The following is a 21497-nucleotide window of genomic DNA, read 5'->3' as shown; positions in this document are numbered from 1 at the left end:
AACAACGATGCGTGCAACGTACCCTGCAGTGACCATTGCGCCAGCCCCCCACTCCGTGCGGAAGCCTTTCGCCGGACTCGAATGCCGGTGTCTTTTTCAACGCGCGGGCAAACCATCGCCCCACCACATTTGCTCGACACCTTCGCATCTCAGACAACTGACGGCATTTTCCGTCAGACGCTTTTTTCAACCAGAACGGCGTCAACCGGTTCTGGTCAGTATTTCGGAGATACGTTACACATGATCGCACCTTGCCTCATCTTTACCGACGTCATCGTTTTCAAGCCAAATTCACCTGGTGATGATCTCGGTTTTCTCAGCAAAAGCCTGCCTCAAAAAATGCCGGGTTCAGGAAACGCTGAGGTATCTGCCTGATGAATCCTCACATGACGCCATCCGCCGGGCCGTTGCGCCTGGTGCAAAGCCTCTGGACGAACCGCTCATTGATTTCGCAGATGACCCGACGCGAAGTTATCGGACGTTATCGTGGCTCGGTCATGGGACTGGCTTGGTCGTTCTTCAACCCTGTATTGATGCTGGCGGTGTATACCTTTGTGTTTTCCGAGATCTTCAGCGCACGCTGGGTAGGGGTGGACACAGGCAAAGGCGGTTTCGCCATTCTTCTGTTTGTAGGCATGATTGTGCACGGCTTGTTCGCCGAATGCGCAAACCGAGCGCCTTCGCTGGTGATGAGCAACAGCAACTACGTAAAGAAAGTGGTTTTCCCGCTGGAGATCCTGCCGGTTATCACCTTGGGCTCAGCGCTTTTCCACAGCTGCATCAGCCTCGTCGTGCTGGTGATCGCACAGTTGTTGATTTCGCACACACTTTACTGGACCGCTTTGCTGTTTCCCTTGATTCTTGTGCCGCTGATTCTTGGGACACTGGGTATCAGCTGGTTGCTGGCTTCATTGGGAGTGTATTTGCGAGATGTAGGCCATGTGATCACCGTACTGACTACGGTTCTGCTTTTCCTGTCTCCGGTTCTTTACCCGGTTGCGGCACTGCCGGAAGTCTATCGGCCGTGGCTGCAACTGAACCCGCTGACTTACATCATCGAAGAAAGCCGCAGCGTATTGCTGTTCGGTAACCTTCCCCATTGGGACAGCCTTGGCGTAGCGATTCTGATCGGCGCCGTGATGGCAGCCATCGGTTTCTGGTTCTTCCAAAAGACACGTAAAGGATTCGCTGATGTCATCTGATCAACCGGTTATCAGCGTGAATAACGTGTCGAAGTGTTTTTATACCTACGACAAACCTCATGAACGCCTCAAGCAAGCATTGGTGCCCAGGCTGCAACGCTGGTCCGGCAAGCAGGCCACCACCTACGGCAAAGAGTTCTGGGCGTTGCGAGACATCAGCTTCGAGGTCAAAAAAGGCGAGACCGTAGGCATTGTCGGCCGCAACGGCTCGGGCAAGTCGACCTTGCTGCAGATAATCTGCGGGACTTTGAACCCCACTATCGGCGAGATCCAGACTCGCGGTCGGGTGGCAGCCTTGCTTGAACTGGGCTCGGGCTTCAACCCCGAATTCACTGGCCGTGAAAACGTATATCTGAACGCTGCCGTACTGGGTCTGACGCGTGACGAGGTCGATGAACGATTCGATGCCATCGCGGGCTTTGCCGACATCGGCGAGTTCCTCGATCAGCCCGTCAAAGCCTACTCGAGCGGTATGGCGGTGCGCCTGGCCTTTGCGGTTCAGGCCCAGGTAGACCCGGAAATTCTGGTCGTCGACGAAGCCTTGTCCGTCGGCGACGCCCGATTCCAAGCCAAATGCTTCGAACGTCTTCGGCAGTTGAAGGAGAGCGGCACCAGTATTCTTCTGGTCACGCACTCCAGTGAGCAAGTGGTCACTCACTGTTCCCGCGCCATTCTGCTGGAACAGAGCAGGATCGAGATGATCGGCGAGTCACGCCCCGTGATCAATCGCTACACAGATCTGCTGTTCGGACGTGACAAGAGCCCGATCACGGACAAAAGTCTGGACCTGGCAGAAGCCGAGCGAGTCGAGATTGCTCCGGTTGAAAGCGACACCGTAGCACTGCGGTTTGACGAGGACGTCTACGCCAGCCGACCTGGCTACAACCCACATGAATACCGATGGGGTGACGGTGCTGCGACGCTGCTTGATTTCCATATGAGCGCGTCAGGCCGAGAGTTTCCCAACAGCATAGAGTCAGGTGAAGAAATCGTGTTCAACCTGGCATTGGGGTTTAACCGCATGGTCGTCAATCCGATCATCGGTTTCACCATCAAGACCAAGGAAGGTGTGACCGTCTACGGCACCAACTCTTATATGCAGGAGTGCGAAGGTGTTGGCCTGATAGGAAGTCCCGGCACTCAGGCAAAGGCCTGTGTGAGGTTCAGGAACGCTCTGGCAACAGGCGACTACTTCATCTCTGTTGGAATTGCATCTCGGCAAGGCGAAGAGGTTATTCCTCACGACAGGCGCTATGACTCCATACATTTCATCGTCGAACCCACTCCAAAGCTTCTGGGCTTGATAGACCTTGGCGCCTCTATGGCCATTGAATCGGTAATCGCTAATGCTTGATCTTGATAAATTTGGCTATACCCGTGACGCAGACACGGCAGTTTGGGTGCGCTCGGATTATCAAGGCATTGCCTATAGCGATGGTGACAAGGCCGAGAATGAACTGGCCGCGATTGTTCGTGGAGCGAATGATGTTTCGGTGCTGTCTACCGAGTTGCCAATGTACTGCACTGACTGGGCCAAGCTTTATCACTTGAGTTCAAGTCGCGGCAACCTGTTCCGCCCTTTCGAACACTTGCTCAAAGGCAAATCGGTTCTGGAAATCGGCGCAGGTTGCGGGGCTATCAGCCGCTATCTCGGAGAGGCAGGGGCCACTGTACTTTCATTGGAGGGCAGCCCGCGCCGCGCCGCAATAGCGGCCAGCCGGACTCGGGGCCTTGATAACGTTACAGTGCTCGCAGAAAGGTTCGACGACTTCAAGGTCGATGAGCAGTTCGATGTGGTCACGCTGATAGGCGTGCTTGAATATGCCAGTATGTTCAGCAATGACGCAGATCCGGCATACGGCATGCTGGCGCGGGTTCGCAAGTTGCTGAAGCCTGATGGGCACCTGTTCATCGCCATCGAGAACCAACTCGGCCTCAAGTACTTTGCCGGAGCTCCGGAAGATCATGTCGGCGTAGCCATGTACGGCATCGAAGGACGCTATGCCGATCGCCAGCCCAAGACCTTTGGCCGCAGAGAACTGGAAGCGCTCGTAGCGCGCGCAGGCTTTGCGTCATCAAGCTTCTTGTCGCCCTACCCTGACTACAAGATCCCCAACTCCCTGGTCACTGAAAACGGCTTCAAGTCGAAAAATTTTGATGCGGCGGCGCTGGCGACACAAAACACTCGCAAAGACCCTCAACTGCCTTCAAATACAACCTTCAACCTTGAAAAGGCCTGGCCTGTCGTTATCGATAATCAGCTAGGCATGGACCTGGCGAACTCGTTTCTGGTTGTCGCTTCCTGCGCGCAAGAACAGTCCGTCCCGGAAAATGTGCTGGCTTATCACTACAGCACAGGTCGTAATCCCGAGTACTGCAAAGCTTCCGTGTTTGTCACCACGCCCGATGGTATTGAGGTGCAATACCAACGGCTCAGCAACTCGACGCCTGTCGACAGACCCGCCGATCAGTTCAGGTTCATCCTCCCCCCGGCTCACGGGTATGCCAAAGGCAACCTGCTCAGCCTACGCTTTCTTGAAGCCACCACAACCCAGAACTGGACTGTTGAAACATTCGCACCGTTCCTGAACGAATATCTGGACAGCCTCAGGCAACTCGTTGCGGCAGAAGGCAGCTTGTCAACACTGGATCATGTTGACGCCCGACTTCCTGGTCACTACATCGATGCTGTTCCACAGAACATTATTATCGATGCCGAGGGCAAGCCACACCTTATCGACATCGAGTGGGAGATGAAGGAGGGAGTTGAGCTCGGTCACCTGCTGATGCGCGGCTTCCTGTTGTTGATTGCCTGCTCTACTCCGTTTTATCCAACAACGACAATGATCAGCAGGCGCGACTTCATTATCGAGTTGATGGGCAGTGTCGGCTTGGCGGTGACTGAAGAAGAGCTCAATCGCTATATCGTTCTGGAAGCGATGTTCCAGGAAAGGGTGACAGGTCGTGAGGCCGTCACCTTTATGAACTGGTCCCCGGACGTTACCATCCAGAAGATGGGCTCGCTGGAAAATACAGCACCACGGCTGGCGACGCTTTACTTGGGCGCAGAGGACGGTAGTTTCACGGAAGAGCGTACCAAGAACCAGTTTGTACATGATGGACGTCAGACGCTGCTGTTTTCCATTCCGGCATCGCTGCGATGTGCGAAACTTCGGTTCGACCCGACCAATGTAAGGCAATCGTTCTCGATCGACAGCATAAAAATATACATGGCCAATACAGAGGTCTGGTCATGGCGTGACAGTGCCGAAGCGCCTTTGACGGCTGCCGGCACAACAGCGTTCAATAACGAGATCAACGACAGCACCATGTTCATGGCCCTTGATGACGATCCGCACATTGTGCTGCCGGTTGATCTCAATTCGCTATTAGGCGGGAAGTCGTTCAAAATACAGATTGCGTTTACTTTATTCACGGAAGGACAGGTCGCTGAACGACTCCTTCAACAGGAAGAGGAGCTCAAGCTTGCGCTTGAGTCTATATCGGATTTGAATCTCAAAGACCGCTCAGCTCTCGAGGCAGTGGAAATAGCAAATCTGGCGGTCGAGGAAAGTCATCGCCTCGCGTTGGAAGAGCTTGAAGCCTCAAAACTTGCGATACAGGATAGTCATCGCCAAGCGCTCAAGGAACTTGGCGACGCGAATCTTGAGGCCCAGGAAAGCCACCGTCTTGCGCTTCAAGAACTTCAAGCGGCCAACATAAGTGGCCAAGAGAGCCACCGTCTGGCAATTCAAGAGCTTGAGGCGGCGAATCTTCAAGCACAGGAAACTCATCGTCAGGCGTTCAAGGAACTCGAGACCGCAAATATGGAAGCTCAGGAAAGCCATCGCCTCGCACTTCAGGAACTTGAAGCAGCCAAACAGGCTGCTCAGGAAAGCCATGCTCAGGCGCTGTCGGAGTTCGAAGCCTCGTCTCGTTCGATTCAGGAAAGCCATCGCCTTGCATTGGTCGATAAGGACACGCACGTTCACAACCTGAATCTGCAGATTATTGCCATGCAATCGTCATACAGCTGGAAAGTGACTGCCCCTCTAAGAAAGGTTCGGAAATCGTTGCAGCGTGCAAAACGTGCGGCAGCATTGCTGAGAACGGTTATCCAACGCGGGGGCGGTGTCTCAAGCACTGCGGTCAAGGCGTATCAGGTCTGGCGACTGAGAGGGCTTGCCGGAGTCATGGCGCAAGCTCGCTGGGTACGCGGCGAAGCCCAACATGCATTTGTAGGGGCAGAAACCCGCGAAATTCCGGATCGTCATGACTATTCTCGCTGGGTCGAGTATTACGACACGCTGGGCGAAGCCGATATCCAGCGCATCACCGAGCATATGGGAAGATGGATCGAATACCCACTCATCTCTATCATAATGCCCGTGTATAACCCCCCGCTGGACTTCCTGCGAGAAGCAGTAGAGAGCGTCCGGAAACAGCTTTATACAAACTGGGAGCTTTGCCTGGCTGACGACGCGTCAACCAATCCGGCCGTCATCGAATACCTGAAATCTCTGAAGGCAAGCGACAAACGTATCAAAGTCGTTTTCCGAGGCAGCAACGGTCACATCTCGCAGGCCAGCAATTCGGCGCTGGATGTCGCCAAAGGTCAGTTCATCGCGCTGATGGACAATGACGACCTGCTCCCTGCGCATGCTCTGTACTGGATTGCGCGCACTATCCGCGAAAACCCGGATGCAGGCCTGATCTACTCCGATGAAGACAAGATCGATACCGAAGGCAATCGTAGCTCACCTTACTTTAAATCGGACTGGAACGAGTTTCTGTTTCGCTCGCAGAATATGATCTGTCATTTGGCAGCCTATCGGCGAGACCTCGTGAATCAGGTAGGAAAGTTTCGGGTCGGTCTTGAGGGTGCTCAGGACTACGATCTTGCGCTGCGTTGCGTAGACAAGCTCGAACGCAATCAGATCATTCACATTCCTCGAGTGCTTTACCACTGGAGAATTCACGCCGGTAGTACGGCGATGGCGGGCGACGAAAAGCCTTACGCAGCGCTTGCAGGTGTCAAGGCACTGGATGAGCATCTGCAGCGCAAAGGCGGGATAGGATCAACAGAACTGCTGCCTACCGGCATGTACCGCGTTCATTATGCGCTGCCGGAAGTGCTACCTCTGGTAACGTTGGTCATACCGACGCGGAATGCTCATGCACTCGTGAAACAGTGCATCGACAGCATCAAGAATCTGACCACGTATAAAAACTATGAAATTGTTCTTATAGACAATGGTTCAGACGATCCGGAGTCGCTCGAGTATTTCGCTCAAATTGACCAGGAAGAGAACGTCCGCGTTTTACGGGATGACGGTCCATTCAACTATTCCGCGTTGAATAACGGCGCAGTGCGCATCGCGAACGGCGAGCTCATTGGCTTGATAAACAATGACATTGAGGTGATTACGCCGGAATGGTTGAGTGAAATGGTGTCGATTGCACTTCAACCAAAAGTCGGCGCAGTCGGTGCGCGCCTTTGGTATCCCGACAATCGGTTGCAGCACGGCGGGGTTCTCGTGGGGATCGGCGGTGTTGCGGGCCATGCGCACAAGTATCTGCCTAAAGGCGTTCATGGATATTTCTGCAGGGCAGAACTGATTCAGGAATTCTCGGCAGTGACCGCAGCCTGTCTGATCATCAAGAAGTCAGTATTTGATGAAGTCGGGGGATTGAACGAGGAAAATCTGAAAATTGCTTTCAACGACGTGGACTTCTGCTTACGGGTTCAGGAAGCGGGTTATCTCAATGTCTGGACCCCTTACGCAGAGCTGTACCACCATGAGTCGGCAACCCGAGGGCTGGAGGATACTCCCCAAAAGCAGGCACGGTTCAGCCAGGAAATTCAGTACATCCAGGCCCGCTGGCCAAACATCCAAGTGGATTATGCGTACAGTCCAAATCTGACACTGCACCATGAAGACTTCAGCCTGGCTTGGCCACCGAGAGTCAAAAATTGATTCATCTCATTAATCTGGTTTCTTTCCGCATGACTGAGACGGTGGCTGTAGTAGGGGATATACGTGCCTGAATCAACTCATTCAGACAATCAAACAGGCTGGTCCAGCACCCGTTACCAACGGGTACTGGCCGTTACCTATTTTTTGATATTGGCGGCCTGGTCATTGGGAATAGCCTTCCACGGCGCCCCTGATGAATCGACGCACTTCTTTTTGCTGGAGTATTTAAAGGCTTACCATTCGATGCCTGACGCGGCGGAGCCAGTCAAAGCATTCACAGGAACGATTTCGGGCCATACCTGGCAGCCAGGTGATTTCTGGTACCACGGCCTGCCCTTTCCGCATGTCATTGGCGCGCTGATCAGCTCCTATGGCTTGAGCTGGATGCTCCCATCCGAGTTTGCTTACCTGGCGGTGCGGTGCTTCAACTGGATATTGGGTGCGATATTCATATGTGCCCTGTTTCGTATTGGTCACAGGGCCGGAATGCCAAAGAAAGCCGCAGCGCTGGGCGCTCTCGCAGTCGCTTTGGTCCCTCAAGTATCTTTTGCTTTCTCCTATTTCAATAGTGATGCTTATGGTGTCATGAGCGTAGCTTTGCTTTTGAGTGCCTTGCTGGGTTTTCTGAAGACGCCAGCGAAATACACGGCCATCTGTCTGGGCGGGTCCATCGCACTGATGCTCATGGCAAAGCTGTATTTATTGCCTGCTCTGGTTTTTGCCGGCGTTATGTTTGCCGCAACTCAAGTGTTCGGAAAGCAAAGGCTGACCAAGCATATTGCAACCATCCTGCTCGTCGCGGTCATTGTCTCTGCGCCTATGCTCGTGTTCACCTACCTTGAATTTGGAGAGATAACCGGAATTTCCGGGCAGCTTCAGTTTGTGGAGATGCACAAGACCAACCCTGCGGCAGGTTTTGGAACGTGTTACATCGGCTGCTCTGGCAAGCTTCTGGAAATGGGCAACATTGCCCCGTGGATCACGCTTACATTGATGAGCTACTTCTCGGTGACCGGATGGATGAATATATTCATCTCACCACCTTACTACACGGTAGCTGCCCTGCTGTTCATGGCGCTTGTGCTGGCAGCGATCATCCAGACACTGCGTGTGTACTCGCCTGACAACAAATCGGCTTTTCTGCTGAAAAACCTGTTGCCACTGATCATGATCCTGGGGCTGTTTCCGTCCATTATTCTGCTCAGTTTGCTCGCCTCTCAGAACTCGATGCCGCAACCGCAAGGCCGGTACCTGTTTGTGACCCTACCTTTTCTGGCAATGCTCATTGCTATTGCAACGACCCGCTATTCGAGTGCACAGACGTCGGCCTCGGTTGCACGGGCCGTGAAATCTGATCGGTTCTACCTGAAATGCCTTATCGTGCTCGCGACCTGGATGGCCTGGACCAATGCGGTGTCGTGGAGTGCAAACACGCTCAATTCCACAAATATCCAGAAGTCGGCAATCGGACGCCCGATTGTCGAGGCAATAAAGGACAGCGAGACGGGTAAAGACCCGCGCGTTGCCATGGTCGAGGCTCAACAGCTCACTCAACGTCTGTTTTTGGAAAAGGGGGAGTTTCTGCTCAAGGCTCCGCAGAGCCAGACAGTTGCTCTCGGCAACCTGGATGAAGTGCGCAAGACTGCCGATGGCTGGGTATTCAGAGGCTGGAGCTATATCGCCCCCGCCAATGGCACACCTCAGTATCTGGTTGCGGTGGAAGCCGGTAAAGTCGTAGGTGCGATGAGTATTGACGTGAAGCGACCGGACGTTGCTGTAGCCCTTGGCGACAAAGCTGCTCTTCGTAGCGGCTACGAAGGCCCTATCGCTACTACCGCACTGCCCGGAAAATGCGATCTGAAACTTTACACTGTCAGCTCGACCTTCAAAATTTTCGCGATGCCTAATGCGTGCGAACTTATCAATCGTTCGCCTCACTGATTATGGAAGCCCTCATGGAAAACATTCCTCTCTTCTCCGCCGTCAAAGCCAACGCCGGGCTCGATTTCGCCACCCCGCTAAAATCCGTACTGGACAGCCATTGGTACGTGCTGGGCAACGAAGTAAAACTGTTCGAGGAAGAGTTTGCTGCATACGTTGGCGTTTCGCACTGCATCAGCGTAGCCAATGGGTCCGACGCGCTTGAACTGGCCCTCAGAGGTTTGGGCGTTTCCAAGGGTGATCGTGTGGTCGCTGTCGCAAACGCTGGCTTTTACGGCAGCACGGCGATCCATGCCGTAGGTGCAGAACCTGTGTATGCGGACGTCGATCCAGACACTCTCACACTGTGCACAAAGTCACTGTCCACTGTACTCGCCGAGTCGAGTCCATCGGTCATTATCGTGACGCACCTTTACGGTCAGTTGGCGAACATCGAAGAAATCGTTCAGATTGCTACCGCGGCAGGCATTCCGGTTCTTGAAGATTGCGCGCAGTCTCATGGTGCACGTCGTAATGGCAAGCAGGCAGGCAGCTTCGGTACGATTGCCTGCTTCAGTTTTTACCCGACCAAGAACCTGGGTGCATTGGGTGATGGCGGAGCGGTGGCAACCAACGACGATCAACTTGCCGCCCGCATTCGTCAACTGCGCCAGTACGGCTGGGATCAGAAATACCGCGTTGCCATCCCAGGTGGTCGCAATAGCCGCCTCGATGAAATGCAGGCCGCGATACTGCGTATCAAATTGCCGCATCTGGACAACTGGAACGAACAGCGCCGCTCGATTGCCAAGCGCTACAGCGATGCCTTCGCGGGTCTGGACATGCAACTACCGTCTTCGGTAGCTGAGGATTATGTGGGCCATCTGTATGTCGTTCGCGTTAATGACAGGGCTGCATTCTCTGCCGCCCTGAAAGAAAGACAGGTCAGCACAGACATCCACTATCCAATCGCCGACCACAAGCAACCGGCTTACGCGGCCGCCCCGTCGGTGGCGCTGGACGTAACCGAGAAGGCATGTGATACCGTCATCTCTTTGCCATGCTTCCCCGGCCTCACCGCTGAAGAAGTCGAACGCGTTATCGAAGCAGTGACCGCTTACTTTTCCAAGGAGCAATAATTTTGCTGACGTTGGTCATTCCCGTTTATCGCAACGAGAGCAATCTTCCAGACCTGCTTGCTGCTGTGACGGCGCTGGATGTGCAGCTTGAGCATGCGCTCGAGGTGGTGTTCGTGGTAGACGGTAGCCCTGACCGCTGTTACGAGATTCTGCGAGCGCAGCTGCCCTCGCAGCCCTTCACCTCAAAGCTGATTCTGCTTTCGAGAAACTTTGGTTCGTTCATGGCCATTCGTACCGGTCTGCAGCATGGCACCGGTGACCGCTATGCCGTGATGGCGGCGGATTTGCAGGAGCCGCCGGAGCTGGTTCTTGAAATGAATCAGGTTCTGACCCGTGGTGATATCGACGTGGTGGTGGGTGTACGAGAGGGTCGTCAGGATCCCTGGGCCACACGCACCGCGTCTAAACTGTTTTGGGGTTTCTACAGGCGCTACGTCATCCCAGAGATTCCGCCGGGTGGCGTCGATATGTTCGCCTGCAATAAGGCATTCAGAGATACCCTTCTGACCCTCGAGGAGCGTCACAGCTCGCTGATCGCGCAGATTTTCTGGATGGGCTATCGCCGTGAAGTGGTGACCTACACCCGTCAGGAGCGCGTGCATGGCACGTCCGCCTGGACCTTTCGCAAGAAGGTCAACTACCTCATGGATAGCGTGTTTTCGTTCACGGACATGCCGATCCGGATACTGACGCGGGTCGGAGCCTTTGGCGCGGGACTGGCAGCTATTTTTGGCATCTTCACGCTTATCGCGAAGCTTGAAGGCATGATTGAAGTACCCGGCTACGCGATGATCATGCTGGCAATTACCTTCCTCGGCTGTCTGAACCTTATGGGCTTGGGAATCGTCGGCTCTTACGCGTGGCGCACTTACGAAAATACAAAGAACAGACCCTTGGCGATCCCTATGCGGATAGAGGGATTTGGAGAGACGAATGAGCAGCGGTAAGGATTTTTTCGTTCATAGCCACGCGCTGTGCGAGTCGGAAAACATCGGCAAGGACTCCCGTGTATGGGCCTTCGCACATATTCTGCCGGGCGCACGACTGGGGAGTGAGTGCAACGTATGCGACAACGTGTTCATCGAGAACGATGTCATCATCGGTGATCGGGTCACGTTGAAATGCGGCGTGCAGGTGTGGGACGGGATCACTATAGAAGACGATGTTTTCATCGGCCCGAACGCGACCTTCACCAATGACCTGTTCCCTCGCAGCAAAGTCTATCCACAAAGTTTCGCTCGCACCATCATTCGCAAGGGCGCGTCGCTGGGGGCCAATTGCACGATTCTTCCTGGTATCACAATCGGGATCAATGCGATGGTCGGTGCGGGTGCGGTAGTGACCCGGTCAGTACCGCCCAATGCCATAGTGGTGGGCAATCCGGCAAAGATCATCGGTTACGTGGATGCCAAACCGGTCAACGCCGGTAGTGAGACACGCGCAGAAAAAGCAGCTATCGGCGTGGCCGCTACCTCGGTGAAGGACGTGACTCTACACACCATGAATGAGGTGTCCGACATTCGAGGCAGCTTGTCTGCTGGTGAATTTGAACGTTCGATTCCGTTCAAGTCCGAGCGCTACTTTCTGGTTTATGACGTACCAACAGCTGAAACCCGAGGCGAGCATGCCCACCGTCAGTGCCACCAGTTTCTGATAGCCGTCAAGGGCTCGGTTCATGTAGTCGCTGATGATGGTGTCAACCGGGAAGAGTTCGTTCTGGATAAGCCAAACAAGGGTATTCATCTGCCCCCCATGACGTGGGGTATTCAATACCGTTATTCCCAGGACGCGGTGTTGTTGGTGTTCGCTTCTCATTATTACGATGCAGCTGATTACGTACGTAACTATGAAGAGTTTAAATCACTGATCGAAAACACTGAACAGTGATCCGATGATGAATCAGGCTGTCTCAAAATTCTTCAAGCAAGACTTTGCGCGATTCCTGATGTCAGGCGGTTTCAATACCGCCTTGACCTACGGGATTTATCTCGTTTTGTTGATGTTCCTGCCTTACGCCATCAGCTACACCATTTCCTATCTAACAGGCATTGCGCTCGCTTACGTACTGAATAGATTCTTTGTATTCAAGAGCCACCAAGGCCTGCGCTCCATCATCATGCTTCCGCTGATTTACCTCATTCAGTACGGTCTGAGTCTGGTTATTCTGTGGTGCTGGGTCGAAAAGCTTGAACTTGATGCCCGGCTAGCACCACTGGTCGCCATTGCGCTCACGTTGCCAGTGACTTTTCTACTGTCAAAGCTGGCATTCGCTGCAAAGCAAACAGCACGCTGACACCCGGTCAGGGTCATGAACCTGCATGCCTATCTCCAGCCTTCGTTAAGAGGCATAGTGCGTGCCATCACGATACGATGCGGAACACACCATGAATGATGTTAAAAAAGACCGAATGGTTAACAGCTTCGTGCTTTTGGTCATATCGGCCTTGTTCGTTATCGCTAATTTTTTATGGCAAGGCCATGACGGTTTCAACCTGTGGGACGAGGGGTATCTTTGGTACGGTGCCAGGCAACTCGCTGCTGGGGAAGTTCCGATTCGAGATTTCATGGCTTATGACCCTGGCCGGTACTACTGGGCCGCAGGCTTTTTTTCACTATGGGGCGATTCAGGCATAATTGCTCTGCGTGCATCATTGACATTGTTTCAATTTTTGGGGATCTATGCCGGGCTGTGGACGATATCCATAGCGTTGAAGCAAACCGCTGCCAGACATATCATTTATCTGTGTGTTGCGGCCGTCACACTCATGGCCTGGATGTATCCGCGCCACAAGATCATTGATATGTCTATCTCAATGATCGTTGTTGCCGGGGTCACCTGCCTTCTGCTTAAGCCTTCGGCAAAACGGTATTTCTTACTCGGTGTTCTTGTGGGCCTCGCAGCGGTTTTTGGCCGAAACCATGGCGTTTATGCTGCAGCCGCCAGTTTCACAGCCATGGGATGGCTCGCGATAAAAGCCCCGGAATCCGACTACCGTTGGAAAGGCATCGCAACTTGGATCGCCGGTGTGGTGGTAGGTTATCTGCCAGTACTTGCAATGTGCTTGATCATACCGGGCTACTTTGCCGCCTTCATGGACACGATTATTTTCATGCTAGAGCAGGGCAATACCAATCTACCCCTGCCTGTACCGTGGCCTTGGACAGTAGGCTTCGGTACTGCCGGCGTAGTGATCGAAACAAGATGGTTTTTGATAGGCATCTGTTTTATCGCGATTTTAGTATTCGGCGTGGGGGCGCTCGCCTGGGTGTTCAGAGAGCGGCTTTGCAACCGCACAGCGCGCCCGGAGGTAGTGGCTGTTGCCTGCGCTGCGTTACCTTACGCTCACTTTGCCTTCGCTCGTCCGGATGTGGGGCATCTGGCGCAAGGTATCTACCCGTTACTTCTCGGTATCTTCGTTATTTTGGCGGCTGTCAGATCGCAAGCGTCAAAAATGGCGCTAGGCATTCTTACAGCTTCAGCCAGCCTGTTCATTCTTGCTGCCTGGCAACCTGGCGTACTATCCCGGACCCAGGACGGATGGAAAGAGGTCACAGTCTCCGGCTCAACTCTCTCTATGGACCCTAGCTCTGCCGAAGCGGTGGATCTTTTGAGAAGCCTTACCGACAGCTATGCACCGGATGGAAGAACCGTACTGGTATTGCCTTTCTGGCCCGGGGCTTACCCTTTATTGGAACGCCACGCACCACTTTGGGAAATTTACGCGCTGTCCCCGCGCAGTGAGGATTTTCAGCGAGCAGAAATTGAACGGATCAAAAAGTCCAACCCAGGCTTCGTGCTCATCTTCGACATGGCCATGGACGGGCGGGAAGAACTGAGATTTTCGAACTCACATCGGTTGATCAATGATTACATTCGCTCTCACTTTATAGCAGTCCCGAACTCACCCAACCCTGCTTACCAGATCTACAGAGCGCCGGGAGCGGACTAGACAAAGTAACCAGACGAAACGGGGTCGTACACTGTACAACCTCGTCAACAATCACGAGAACAACGGTGCAGGCGAGCTCAAACCTTTCCCAGGCAGGACGCCAGAATGAGACTCAAGTTGCCCTGCACGGTCTGCCGATAGATACCGGACTTTCGAAGCATGCGCATGCGTTTGAAAAAGCGCTGTTTGCGGCCGTGATCGAAACAGGCAAGCACCTCCCGGCTTTCCTCCGTCAACAATGGCTCCATTTTTTTGAGAATGACGATGTTGGCATCATTCCATTTGACGAAGCGCCCGGACAACATCTTGCGCAGGCGGATTAAACGATCCCGGGAGCTTGCGTTGGCGCCGATAAGGTTGCCGCTGTGCTGACGATATTCCAGCGTCGGCTCAGCATCGTAAATGACTTTGCCGCCGCACCCAGTGACCAATAGATAGGACAGCCAGTCATGGGCAATCAAAGGAGCCCGATCCGGCAGTTGCAGCAGTAACTGCCGCGCAGCACCGTTGATCAGCATCGTATTGGCGCCTGCAATACTCTGAACCAACGCGTTTTGAAACGATGGAGGCCTGGTGAATAGTTTGGATACACCGATCACATTTCTGTCTGCATCGACCAATCGGGTCGTTGAGCAATACAGCGCTGGGTTTTTCCTGCCTAGCAGCTCGAGACGGCTGACGCTGCGTGCCAGCTTATCCTTGAACCAGACGTCGTCCTGATCGCTGAAAGCGAAGTAGTCGGCTTTGAGCTCCGGGCGGCGAACCAGCGAGATGAAGTTTTCTGCAAAGCCCTTGCACGGTCCGTCGAACACGATCAGGCGATCAGCCCCCCAGCGTCGCTGGTATTCGCTCAATATGCTTCGCGTTTCGTCTGTGGACGCATCGTCAGATACGTAAAGCGTCCAGTCCTGAAGGGTCTGCCCATTGAATGAGTCCAACTGCCCCTTGAGATAGGCGCCACCATTGTAGGTGCACATCAGTATCGCAACGTGTGGCTGACAAACGGCACCCTGTTCAAGGGGCTGTGCCTCAACCTGAGTCGCGTTTCTGATCATGTCTTTCTCGGTAAACTGGGTTCTCAAGAAAATCTTCACTTGCAAAAGCCCGGAATTTTACGCTTTGCCCGGACTTCCGTCAGCCAATAGATTACGCCCATCGTCACCGCTGATCGAAGTTTCATGCTCGTGTCATGCTTTCAAGGAACGACGCATATAGAAGAACCGGGCCGACTGTCTTGCCCCGGCGCGCCAGTACAGCTATCACATGCGAACCTGCGCACTCACCCCAACCGAAACCGCGCCGTATTCCCACTCAGCGCCTGGCTCCCCTGGCTCAGCGTATCCGCTGCCCTGTTCACCGCTCGTGCACCTTCAAGCAAGCGACCCGCAGCCTGATCGACCTGTTGAATATTGCTGCTGACCTCGTCTGCCGTGGACGCCTGCTCTTCAACAGCGGTGGATATCTGCACCAGCGTGTCAGTCACGCCCTGCACCGCCGTGGCGATCTCGCCGAGCCGTTCGCCGAGCCCCGTTACGGAGCGGGCATCGTTGACGGCCTGGCCGCAGGCGGCTTCCATCAGGTCGACGGCCTGGGTCACGGTGGAGCGCAGGCTGTCTACGGTGCCGGCAATCTGCGCAGTCGACGCCTGGGTGCGTTGCGAGAGACTGCGTACTTCATCGGCGACCACGGCGAAACCACGGCCCTGTTCTCCCGCTCGCGCAGCCTCGATGGCCGCGTTGAGCGCCAGCAGGTTGGTTTGTTCGGCGATGCCACGAATGGCGTCAACAACCGATTGAATCTGCTGGCCCTGCTCGCTGACGCGCCCCAGCGCAGCGGCGGTGTCGGTCAGGCGTTGGTTGAGCTGTTGGATACTGTCGGTGGTGCGTTGACTGTCCTGGCTGCTTTGCTCGGCTATCTGGCGTGTATGTCGCGCGCTGGCCGATGCCTGTTCGCAGCTTCTGGCGACGCCCTGGGAGGTCGCGGCCAGTTCGGTCGCAGCGGCGGCGATCTGACTGATCTGCTGTTGCTGGTCTTCAACCTCGGTGAGCGTTCCGCTGGACTGGGCATTGAGTGTCAGTACCGCATCACCGACGCGCACGGTTTCCTGATTGACGCCCAGCAGGCTGGCGCGTAGCTGTACGACCGCGACGTTCAAGGCACGGCTGATGGCCGCCAGCTCATCGCGGCCCTCAACCGCCACTTCGACACACAGGTTGCCGTCACGCAGCGACTCGGCCAGCGTGGTGATGCCGCTGGCGCTATGGCGGATCGAGGCCTGCAGACAGGCGAACAGGTACATGGCCAGCAGCATCAGTACGCCGAACACCACTGCCATCGGGATGAACTCCATGTTGGAGGAGTCGTGGTAGTAATCCAGCCGATAGTACAGTGCGTTCAGCGACTGGGTTCTGAAGTCCGCTACGCCCTTGGTCAATGTATCGATGCTGCGCTCGAACTCCTGCGGCTTGAGCTTGATGCTGCCGCCGAACACTCCCTCGTCGAGCACTTTCAGCTCGGCGTTGAGCATCTGCGTGACCGCTGCGTATTTATCGGCCCAAGGCTGCATCTGCGCCGGCAGCTTGGACATCAGCAAGCCGCCTGCCTTGTGCATCTGATCCCTGGCATCATCGATACGGCTGCGCAGGTCACGCATTTGCAGCCGGCTTTGCAGACTGAACTGGCCTGACGCGACCGAGGTCTGGCCGATACTGGACATGCGACCGATACGCTCGATGAGGTCGGGCACCTGCTGCGTAGAAAGTTGCATCAGCATGTAGGTCTCGAGCCACGGGTCGAGAATCAAACCGCTGTCCATCGCGATCTGCTCGCGCAAGGCCTGCACATTATTCAAGGCGGCAGTGAAGCGGTCGTAACCGTCCGGCCACCAGCCCACGGTGCGCAATGATGCCGTATCCATGCCCGACACCGAGGCCTGAAGCGCTTTGTACCGGTCCATCGTGTCGGCAGGCGCGCTTTCCTTGATCAGGGCCGCATTGAGGTTTTCCAGCGCCTTGGCGATGCGAGGATTGCCCGCATCGACATTGGCCATCGCGGCTTTCGCTTCCGGTGTCGGTTCCTTGAGGATGTCGGCCGCCTTCCAGCGCGCCGCGTGATCACGCTGGGCTGCCAGTTCGATGTTCAAATCGTCGAGTGCCAACAACTGCCGTACGCCAGACTGCTCACCCGAGATCACCGCCAGCTTGTTTCTATAGTCGCTCGCAATCACCCACACGCTGCCCACCAGCGGCAACATGAACAACAGAAACAAGACCTGAAACTTGCGAGCAAAACCGAAATGCCCCATCAGGCGCATACCCGGCGACAAAAGACTGTTCATGTCCTGCGACTCCCCGTGAACTCCCGCCGCCTGGAACATTCCGGCGCGGTTCTTCTTTTAAAAAGCACTGAAAGCAAAATGCCATGTTATTGATTTTATGGCGATACGCGTCGCTTCTCTTCGTGTCAAAAAGCGTGGTCACCGGTCTGTTTTTTACAAAACGCGACCTGGACGTCGTTTTGAGAAATCCCAAGCAAGTTCCAGACCGCGAATCGCAATGCCAGACAGTCGATAAGAAAACGCATGCCTTTTCTTATCGACCCTCTGCGGACCCGGCCGCCAGCCATCATTTAGCATCGCGATAATGAACATTTGATTGCCCACTGCATCGGCAGGCCAGGCATAAACCTGAAAAAGCGCCGGAAACATTGATTCGCAAGCGTCACTGGAGGTAACGGAGGGGGACGAGGGACACGGCACGTTATCGGGTCAAGGAGCACTGACCGACGCACCTTGAGGAGGCAGGAGCTCAGACGCGAGACCTAACCGGTTGATCGTACGCAATTATTTTTCACACAGACGCTTGACACATATCCGTTCTGCGCGAATAATGCGCGCCACTTGGCTACATAGCTCAGTTGGTTAGAGCATAGCATTCATAATGCTGGGGTCCGGGGTTCAAGTCCCTGTGTAGCCACCAAGTTCAACAAGAAGCCCGCCTCGTGCGGGCTTTTTTGTTTTTGGGCGTCCTTGACGCCCTACTGGTCCCCCGCTTATTCACTTATTACGCCAACCCGATCACGATCTGAATTCTGATAAACATCGCTCGCTCGACTATCGACAAAAAACGTTCAATAGCTAAAAGCTAACGATCAGGTTACATATTCTTAATAGTCCTCCCTCCTCCCCTCACGTATCGTCGCAACTCTCAAGTGATGCCCCATCGCCATCACCACTTGAACCTCCCGAAAATCCGAGCCCAGACTATGAAAACACCCGTCCGCCTCGCTACCCGTATCGGTCTCGGCTTTGCCGCTATCGTGTCGTTGCTCGTTTTGATCACCGCCGTCGGCATGCAGCGTGTGGGCGTCATCGATTCCACTCTGCAAGACGTCAGTGACAACGCGGCAAAGATTCAGCGTTACGCCATCAATTTTCGGGGCAGTGTCCATAACCGCGCCATTGCCGTGCGCGATGCGGTGCTGGTGAACAACGACCGCGATCTTGCGTTTCACCTGGCCGAGGTGGCGAGCCTGGAGCAGGCCTATACCGACTCCGCACAGCCCATGGACCAGTTGATCGGCCAGGCCGGGGTGACACATGACGAGAAGGAATTGCTGCGCGCCATCAAGGAAATCGAAGTGAAGACCCTTGCGTCCAGCAAAGCGGTTGTCGACTTGCGCCGGGCTGGCGACATTGCGGGCGCTCAGGCGTTGTTGCTGAGTCGTGCCTCTGGCGACTACAGCGAATGGTTGAAGCGCATCAACGCGCTGATTGATTACGAGGAAGCCACGATCAAGGTTCAGCTCAATGAAGTGCAGACCACCGCCAGCCGGTTTTCCGGTCTGATGCTGCTGGCAACCGGTGCGGCCTTGTTGCTGAGCATCATCATGGCGACCGTCATCATTCGCTTCGTGAAATCCACTCTGGGCGCAGAACCTGTCGAGGTGGCCGAAGCGATCCGGCGGCTGGCTGCGGGCGACCTGCAACAGACCATCGTCACTGATTACCCCGACAGTGTGATGGGTGTCCTGAAAACCGCGCTTGATCGATTGGCCGACACCATCACTCAGGTTCGCAAGGCGGCACAGGAGGTGAATCATTCCTCCAGCCAGCTCTCGGCGACCTCCACGCGCAACAACGACCACATCAGCCTTCAGACCCGTGAGGCCGAGCAGGTTGCGACGGCGATCAAACAAATGGCGGCGTCGGTCACCGAGGTGTCTGACTATGCCTCCAGAGCGGCAAACGCGACCCGTGAAGCCGACAATGAGGTCGAGAGCGGTAACCGCCTGGTTGCGGGTACCACTCAGGCGATCGAAGAGCTGGCGGTGACGCTGGGTCAAACCACCACAACGGTCGAGCAGGTTTCCAAAGACAGCGAGCAGATCGAGACGGTCATCGAGGTAATCAACTCCATCGCTTCGCAAACCAACCTGCTGGCCTTGAACGCCGCCATTGAGGCCGCCCGCGCCGGAGAGCATGGAAGAGGCTTTGCGGTCGTGGCCGATGAAGTGCGCTCCCTGGCGACTCGCACCCAGCAGTCGACTCAGGAAATCCGCGAGATGATCAGTCGCTTGCAGGGCGGAACCCAAGCCGCCGCACAAACCATGCGTGACTGCTGTGAGCGGGTGACCCAGACGGTCTCTCAGACCCGCACTGCCCAGAGCGTACTGACCAGAATCAGTCAGGAAGTGGGCGCAATCAATCACATGAACGCCCAGATCGCCAGCGCTGCTGTCCAGCAGAGTGCTGTGGCCGAAAACGTCGCAGTCAACGTCAGCCGCATTCACGATTCCACCATCAAGTCCGCCAGTGGATCGCTGCAGGTCGCGTCCGCCAGCAAGGAGCTGGAACAGTTGGCAGATCGACTTGCACAAAAGGTTGCCATTTTCAAAGTGGGCGGCGCCTGATGGTTTATGCTGTCACGTAACGCACGAGCCTGAGCTGACGTTGAGCATGACGTCAGCTTGGTGAATCACTGTATGCACATTTATTTTCATTTATCTGCACCTCAAGCCACTGATAGTGGCACTAAGACATATCGAGCGCTGTCCTAATGGATTCGATGTGATGAACCCGGTGCCACATGCTCACTCCCGCCCTTGATCGCCCGACCCAGGAAGACTCGCAGACGCTTGTCGAAGTTGAGCGAACCATTGCCTCGGGAGTTGGCACACTGCGGTTCAGCCGTGAACTTGAACAACGTTACGAAGCGGACACCCAGCAACAGCGACGTCGATTCATTACGGCAGTCGGCATTGGCGGCGGACTGATCTACAACCTTTACCTGCTCAGCGACTGGTTGATGTTGCGTGACATGTTTTTCTACGTCGCGATCGGCCGGCTGTTCGTCATCACACCGATGTTCATCGCTTTGCTTTTACTGATTCAGCGCATGACGTCCCGCCGGGCGCTGGAAACAACCGCGGCAGTCGGCACTGTGTTGTCCTCGCTGATGCCGATGGTGGTCATGACCTACAGCGAGAGTCCGCACCAGCTCCATTACCAACTGGGGATGCTGCTGGTCATGGTGTATTGCACCATGATCCAGCAACTGCCGTTTCGCTATGCCACCGTGGCGACGCTGAGCATGCTGGCCATTCAACTGGTCACAACCTATCTGGCAGACTTTGCGGATTTTCTGACCTGGCAGGCCAATGCCTTGTTATTCGTGTCTACCGTTGCGTTGCTGCTGATGGCCTCCTACTTTCTGGAGCGAGGCGCCCGTCTGAGCTACCTGTTTGCTCTGCGCGGACGGCTGCTGCATGTTCAGTTAATGGAAGTTGCGCGCACCGATGCGCTGACCCGGCTGTTCAATCGACGGTATCTGGACGAGCTGGTGAGCTCCATCTGGGAACGCTCCAGAGAGACGCCAACCAACGTGGCGTTCATTCTGCTGGATATCGATCACTTCAAATCCTACAACGACAACTATGGCCATCCTCAGGGTGACAGTTGCCTGAAGCTGATGAGCCAAGTGATCCAGCAAAATGCCCAGCAACACGGCGCCGTGGCGTTTCGTTATGGCGGCGAAGAGATTCTGATCCTGATGGTCAACACCGATGTCAGCCAGGCCAAGGCACTTGCCGAGATCATGAAAGCTGCACTGGCTACGCTCAAGTTGCCGCATCCGGCTCAGGGCGAAGGCGCGCTGGTCACCATCAGCCTGGGTGTCGCCGCGGCCATAGCCCCCATGGCCACGGCCGACCAACTGATCAATGCCGCCGATGTTGCGCTGTACGCCGCCAAACATGCCGGTCGTAACTGCATCCGCTCAGCCTGATACTCAATCGTAGGCGTGAACCCGT

The 21497-nt window shown here is 55.1% G+C and carries 13 protein-coding genes, 1 tRNA gene and 1 pseudogene; 13 read left to right on the top strand and 2 right to left on the bottom strand.

The genetic code is table 11. From position 1 onward, the window contains the following. The first annotated feature begins 81 nt into the window (after positions 1-81). The 10 genes from JTJ32_RS23565 to JTJ32_RS23520 all read left to right on the top strand — a co-directional run bounded on the left by JTJ32_RS23565 (position 82) and on the right by JTJ32_RS23520 (position 14189). Positions 82-375, top strand: coding sequence for a hypothetical protein (locus JTJ32_RS23565; RefSeq protein WP_210043495.1), 294 nt, complete (start codon positions 82-84; stop codon positions 373-375). After that, entirely contained in the window at positions 375-1202 is an 828-nt protein-coding gene (locus JTJ32_RS23560; RefSeq protein ID WP_210043494.1) for an ABC transporter permease, read from the top strand. The genes JTJ32_RS23565 and JTJ32_RS23560 overlap by 1 nt, the downstream gene beginning before the upstream one ends. Further along, the gene (locus tag JTJ32_RS23555) at positions 1192-2556 is read left to right on the top strand and encodes an ABC transporter ATP-binding protein (protein WP_210043493.1); all 1365 of its coding nucleotides are present in this window, start codon (positions 1192-1194) and stop codon (positions 2554-2556) included. Before JTJ32_RS23560 ends, JTJ32_RS23555 begins: the two co-directional genes overlap by 11 nt. Continuing rightward, a complete protein-coding gene (locus JTJ32_RS23550) occupies positions 2549-7180 on the top strand; it encodes a glycosyltransferase (protein ID WP_210043492.1) in 4632 nt (1543 codons plus the stop codon). The genes JTJ32_RS23555 and JTJ32_RS23550 overlap by 8 nt, the downstream gene beginning before the upstream one ends. 63 nt (positions 7181-7243) lie before the next feature. Then, on the top strand, positions 7244-9121 hold the full coding sequence (locus JTJ32_RS23545; RefSeq protein WP_210043491.1) for a glycosyltransferase family 39 protein: 1878 nt from the start codon (positions 7244-7246) through the stop codon (positions 9119-9121). Between the two features lie 14 nt (positions 9122-9135). Further along, positions 9136-10239 carry a DegT/DnrJ/EryC1/StrS family aminotransferase gene (locus tag JTJ32_RS23540; protein WP_210043490.1) on the top strand — a complete coding sequence of 368 codons (1104 nt, stop codon included), beginning with the start codon at positions 9136-9138 and terminating at the stop codon, positions 10237-10239. Continuing rightward, positions 10236-11186 (top strand): glycosyltransferase family 2 protein, encoded by a 951-nt coding sequence (locus JTJ32_RS23535; protein ID WP_210043545.1) that lies wholly within the window; start codon positions 10236-10238, stop codon positions 11184-11186. Before JTJ32_RS23540 ends, JTJ32_RS23535 begins: the two co-directional genes overlap by 4 nt. Next, positions 11173-12126: a WxcM-like domain-containing protein gene (locus tag JTJ32_RS26640; protein WP_210043489.1), complete on the top strand. Its 954-nt coding sequence runs from the start codon at positions 11173-11175 to the stop codon at positions 12124-12126. The genes JTJ32_RS23535 and JTJ32_RS26640 overlap by 14 nt, the downstream gene beginning before the upstream one ends. Positions 12127-12130: 4 nt before the next feature. Beyond that, positions 12131-12532, top strand: a complete 402-nt coding sequence (locus JTJ32_RS23525; protein ID WP_210043488.1) for a GtrA family protein — start codon at positions 12131-12133, stop codon at positions 12530-12532. Between the two features lie 91 nt (positions 12533-12623). Continuing rightward, complete coding sequence (locus JTJ32_RS23520; RefSeq protein WP_210043487.1) at positions 12624-14189, top strand: glycosyltransferase family protein; 1566 nt, start codon at positions 12624-12626, stop codon at positions 14187-14189. A gap of 77 nt (positions 14190-14266) precedes the next feature. On the opposite strand, the gene JTJ32_RS23515 is transcribed toward JTJ32_RS23520, so the two are convergent. After that, positions 14267-15166: a glycosyltransferase family 2 protein gene (locus JTJ32_RS23515; RefSeq protein ID WP_210043544.1), complete on the bottom strand. Its 900-nt coding sequence runs from the start codon at positions 15164-15166 to the stop codon at positions 14267-14269. A gap of 302 nt (positions 15167-15468) precedes the next feature. Then, positions 15469-17526, bottom strand: coding sequence for a methyl-accepting chemotaxis protein (locus JTJ32_RS26960; protein WP_210043486.1), 2058 nt, complete (start codon positions 17524-17526; stop codon positions 15469-15471). A 563-nt stretch (positions 17527-18089) separates the two neighbouring features. Here JTJ32_RS26960 and JTJ32_RS23505 point away from each other — a divergent pair. From JTJ32_RS23505 to JTJ32_RS23495, 3 genes and pseudogenes are all read left to right on the top strand, one after another. After that, positions 18090-18166 (top strand) — tRNA-Met (locus JTJ32_RS23505). Between the two features lie 1417 nt (positions 18167-19583). After that, positions 19584-20099 (top strand): annotated as a pseudogene (locus tag JTJ32_RS26880) (methyl-accepting chemotaxis protein); the annotation flags it as partial. A 176-nt stretch (positions 20100-20275) separates the two neighbouring features. Further along, complete coding sequence (locus tag JTJ32_RS23495; protein WP_099226989.1) at positions 20276-21472, top strand: GGDEF domain-containing protein; 1197 nt, start codon at positions 20276-20278, stop codon at positions 21470-21472. Positions 21473-21497 lie beyond the last annotated feature (25 nt).

It is taken from the genome of Pseudomonas alliivorans (assembly GCF_017826695.1).
Classification (GTDB): Bacteria; Pseudomonadota; Gammaproteobacteria; order Pseudomonadales; family Pseudomonadaceae; genus Aquipseudomonas; species Aquipseudomonas alliivorans.
This window is presented reverse-complemented; position numbering and strand designations above follow the sequence as displayed.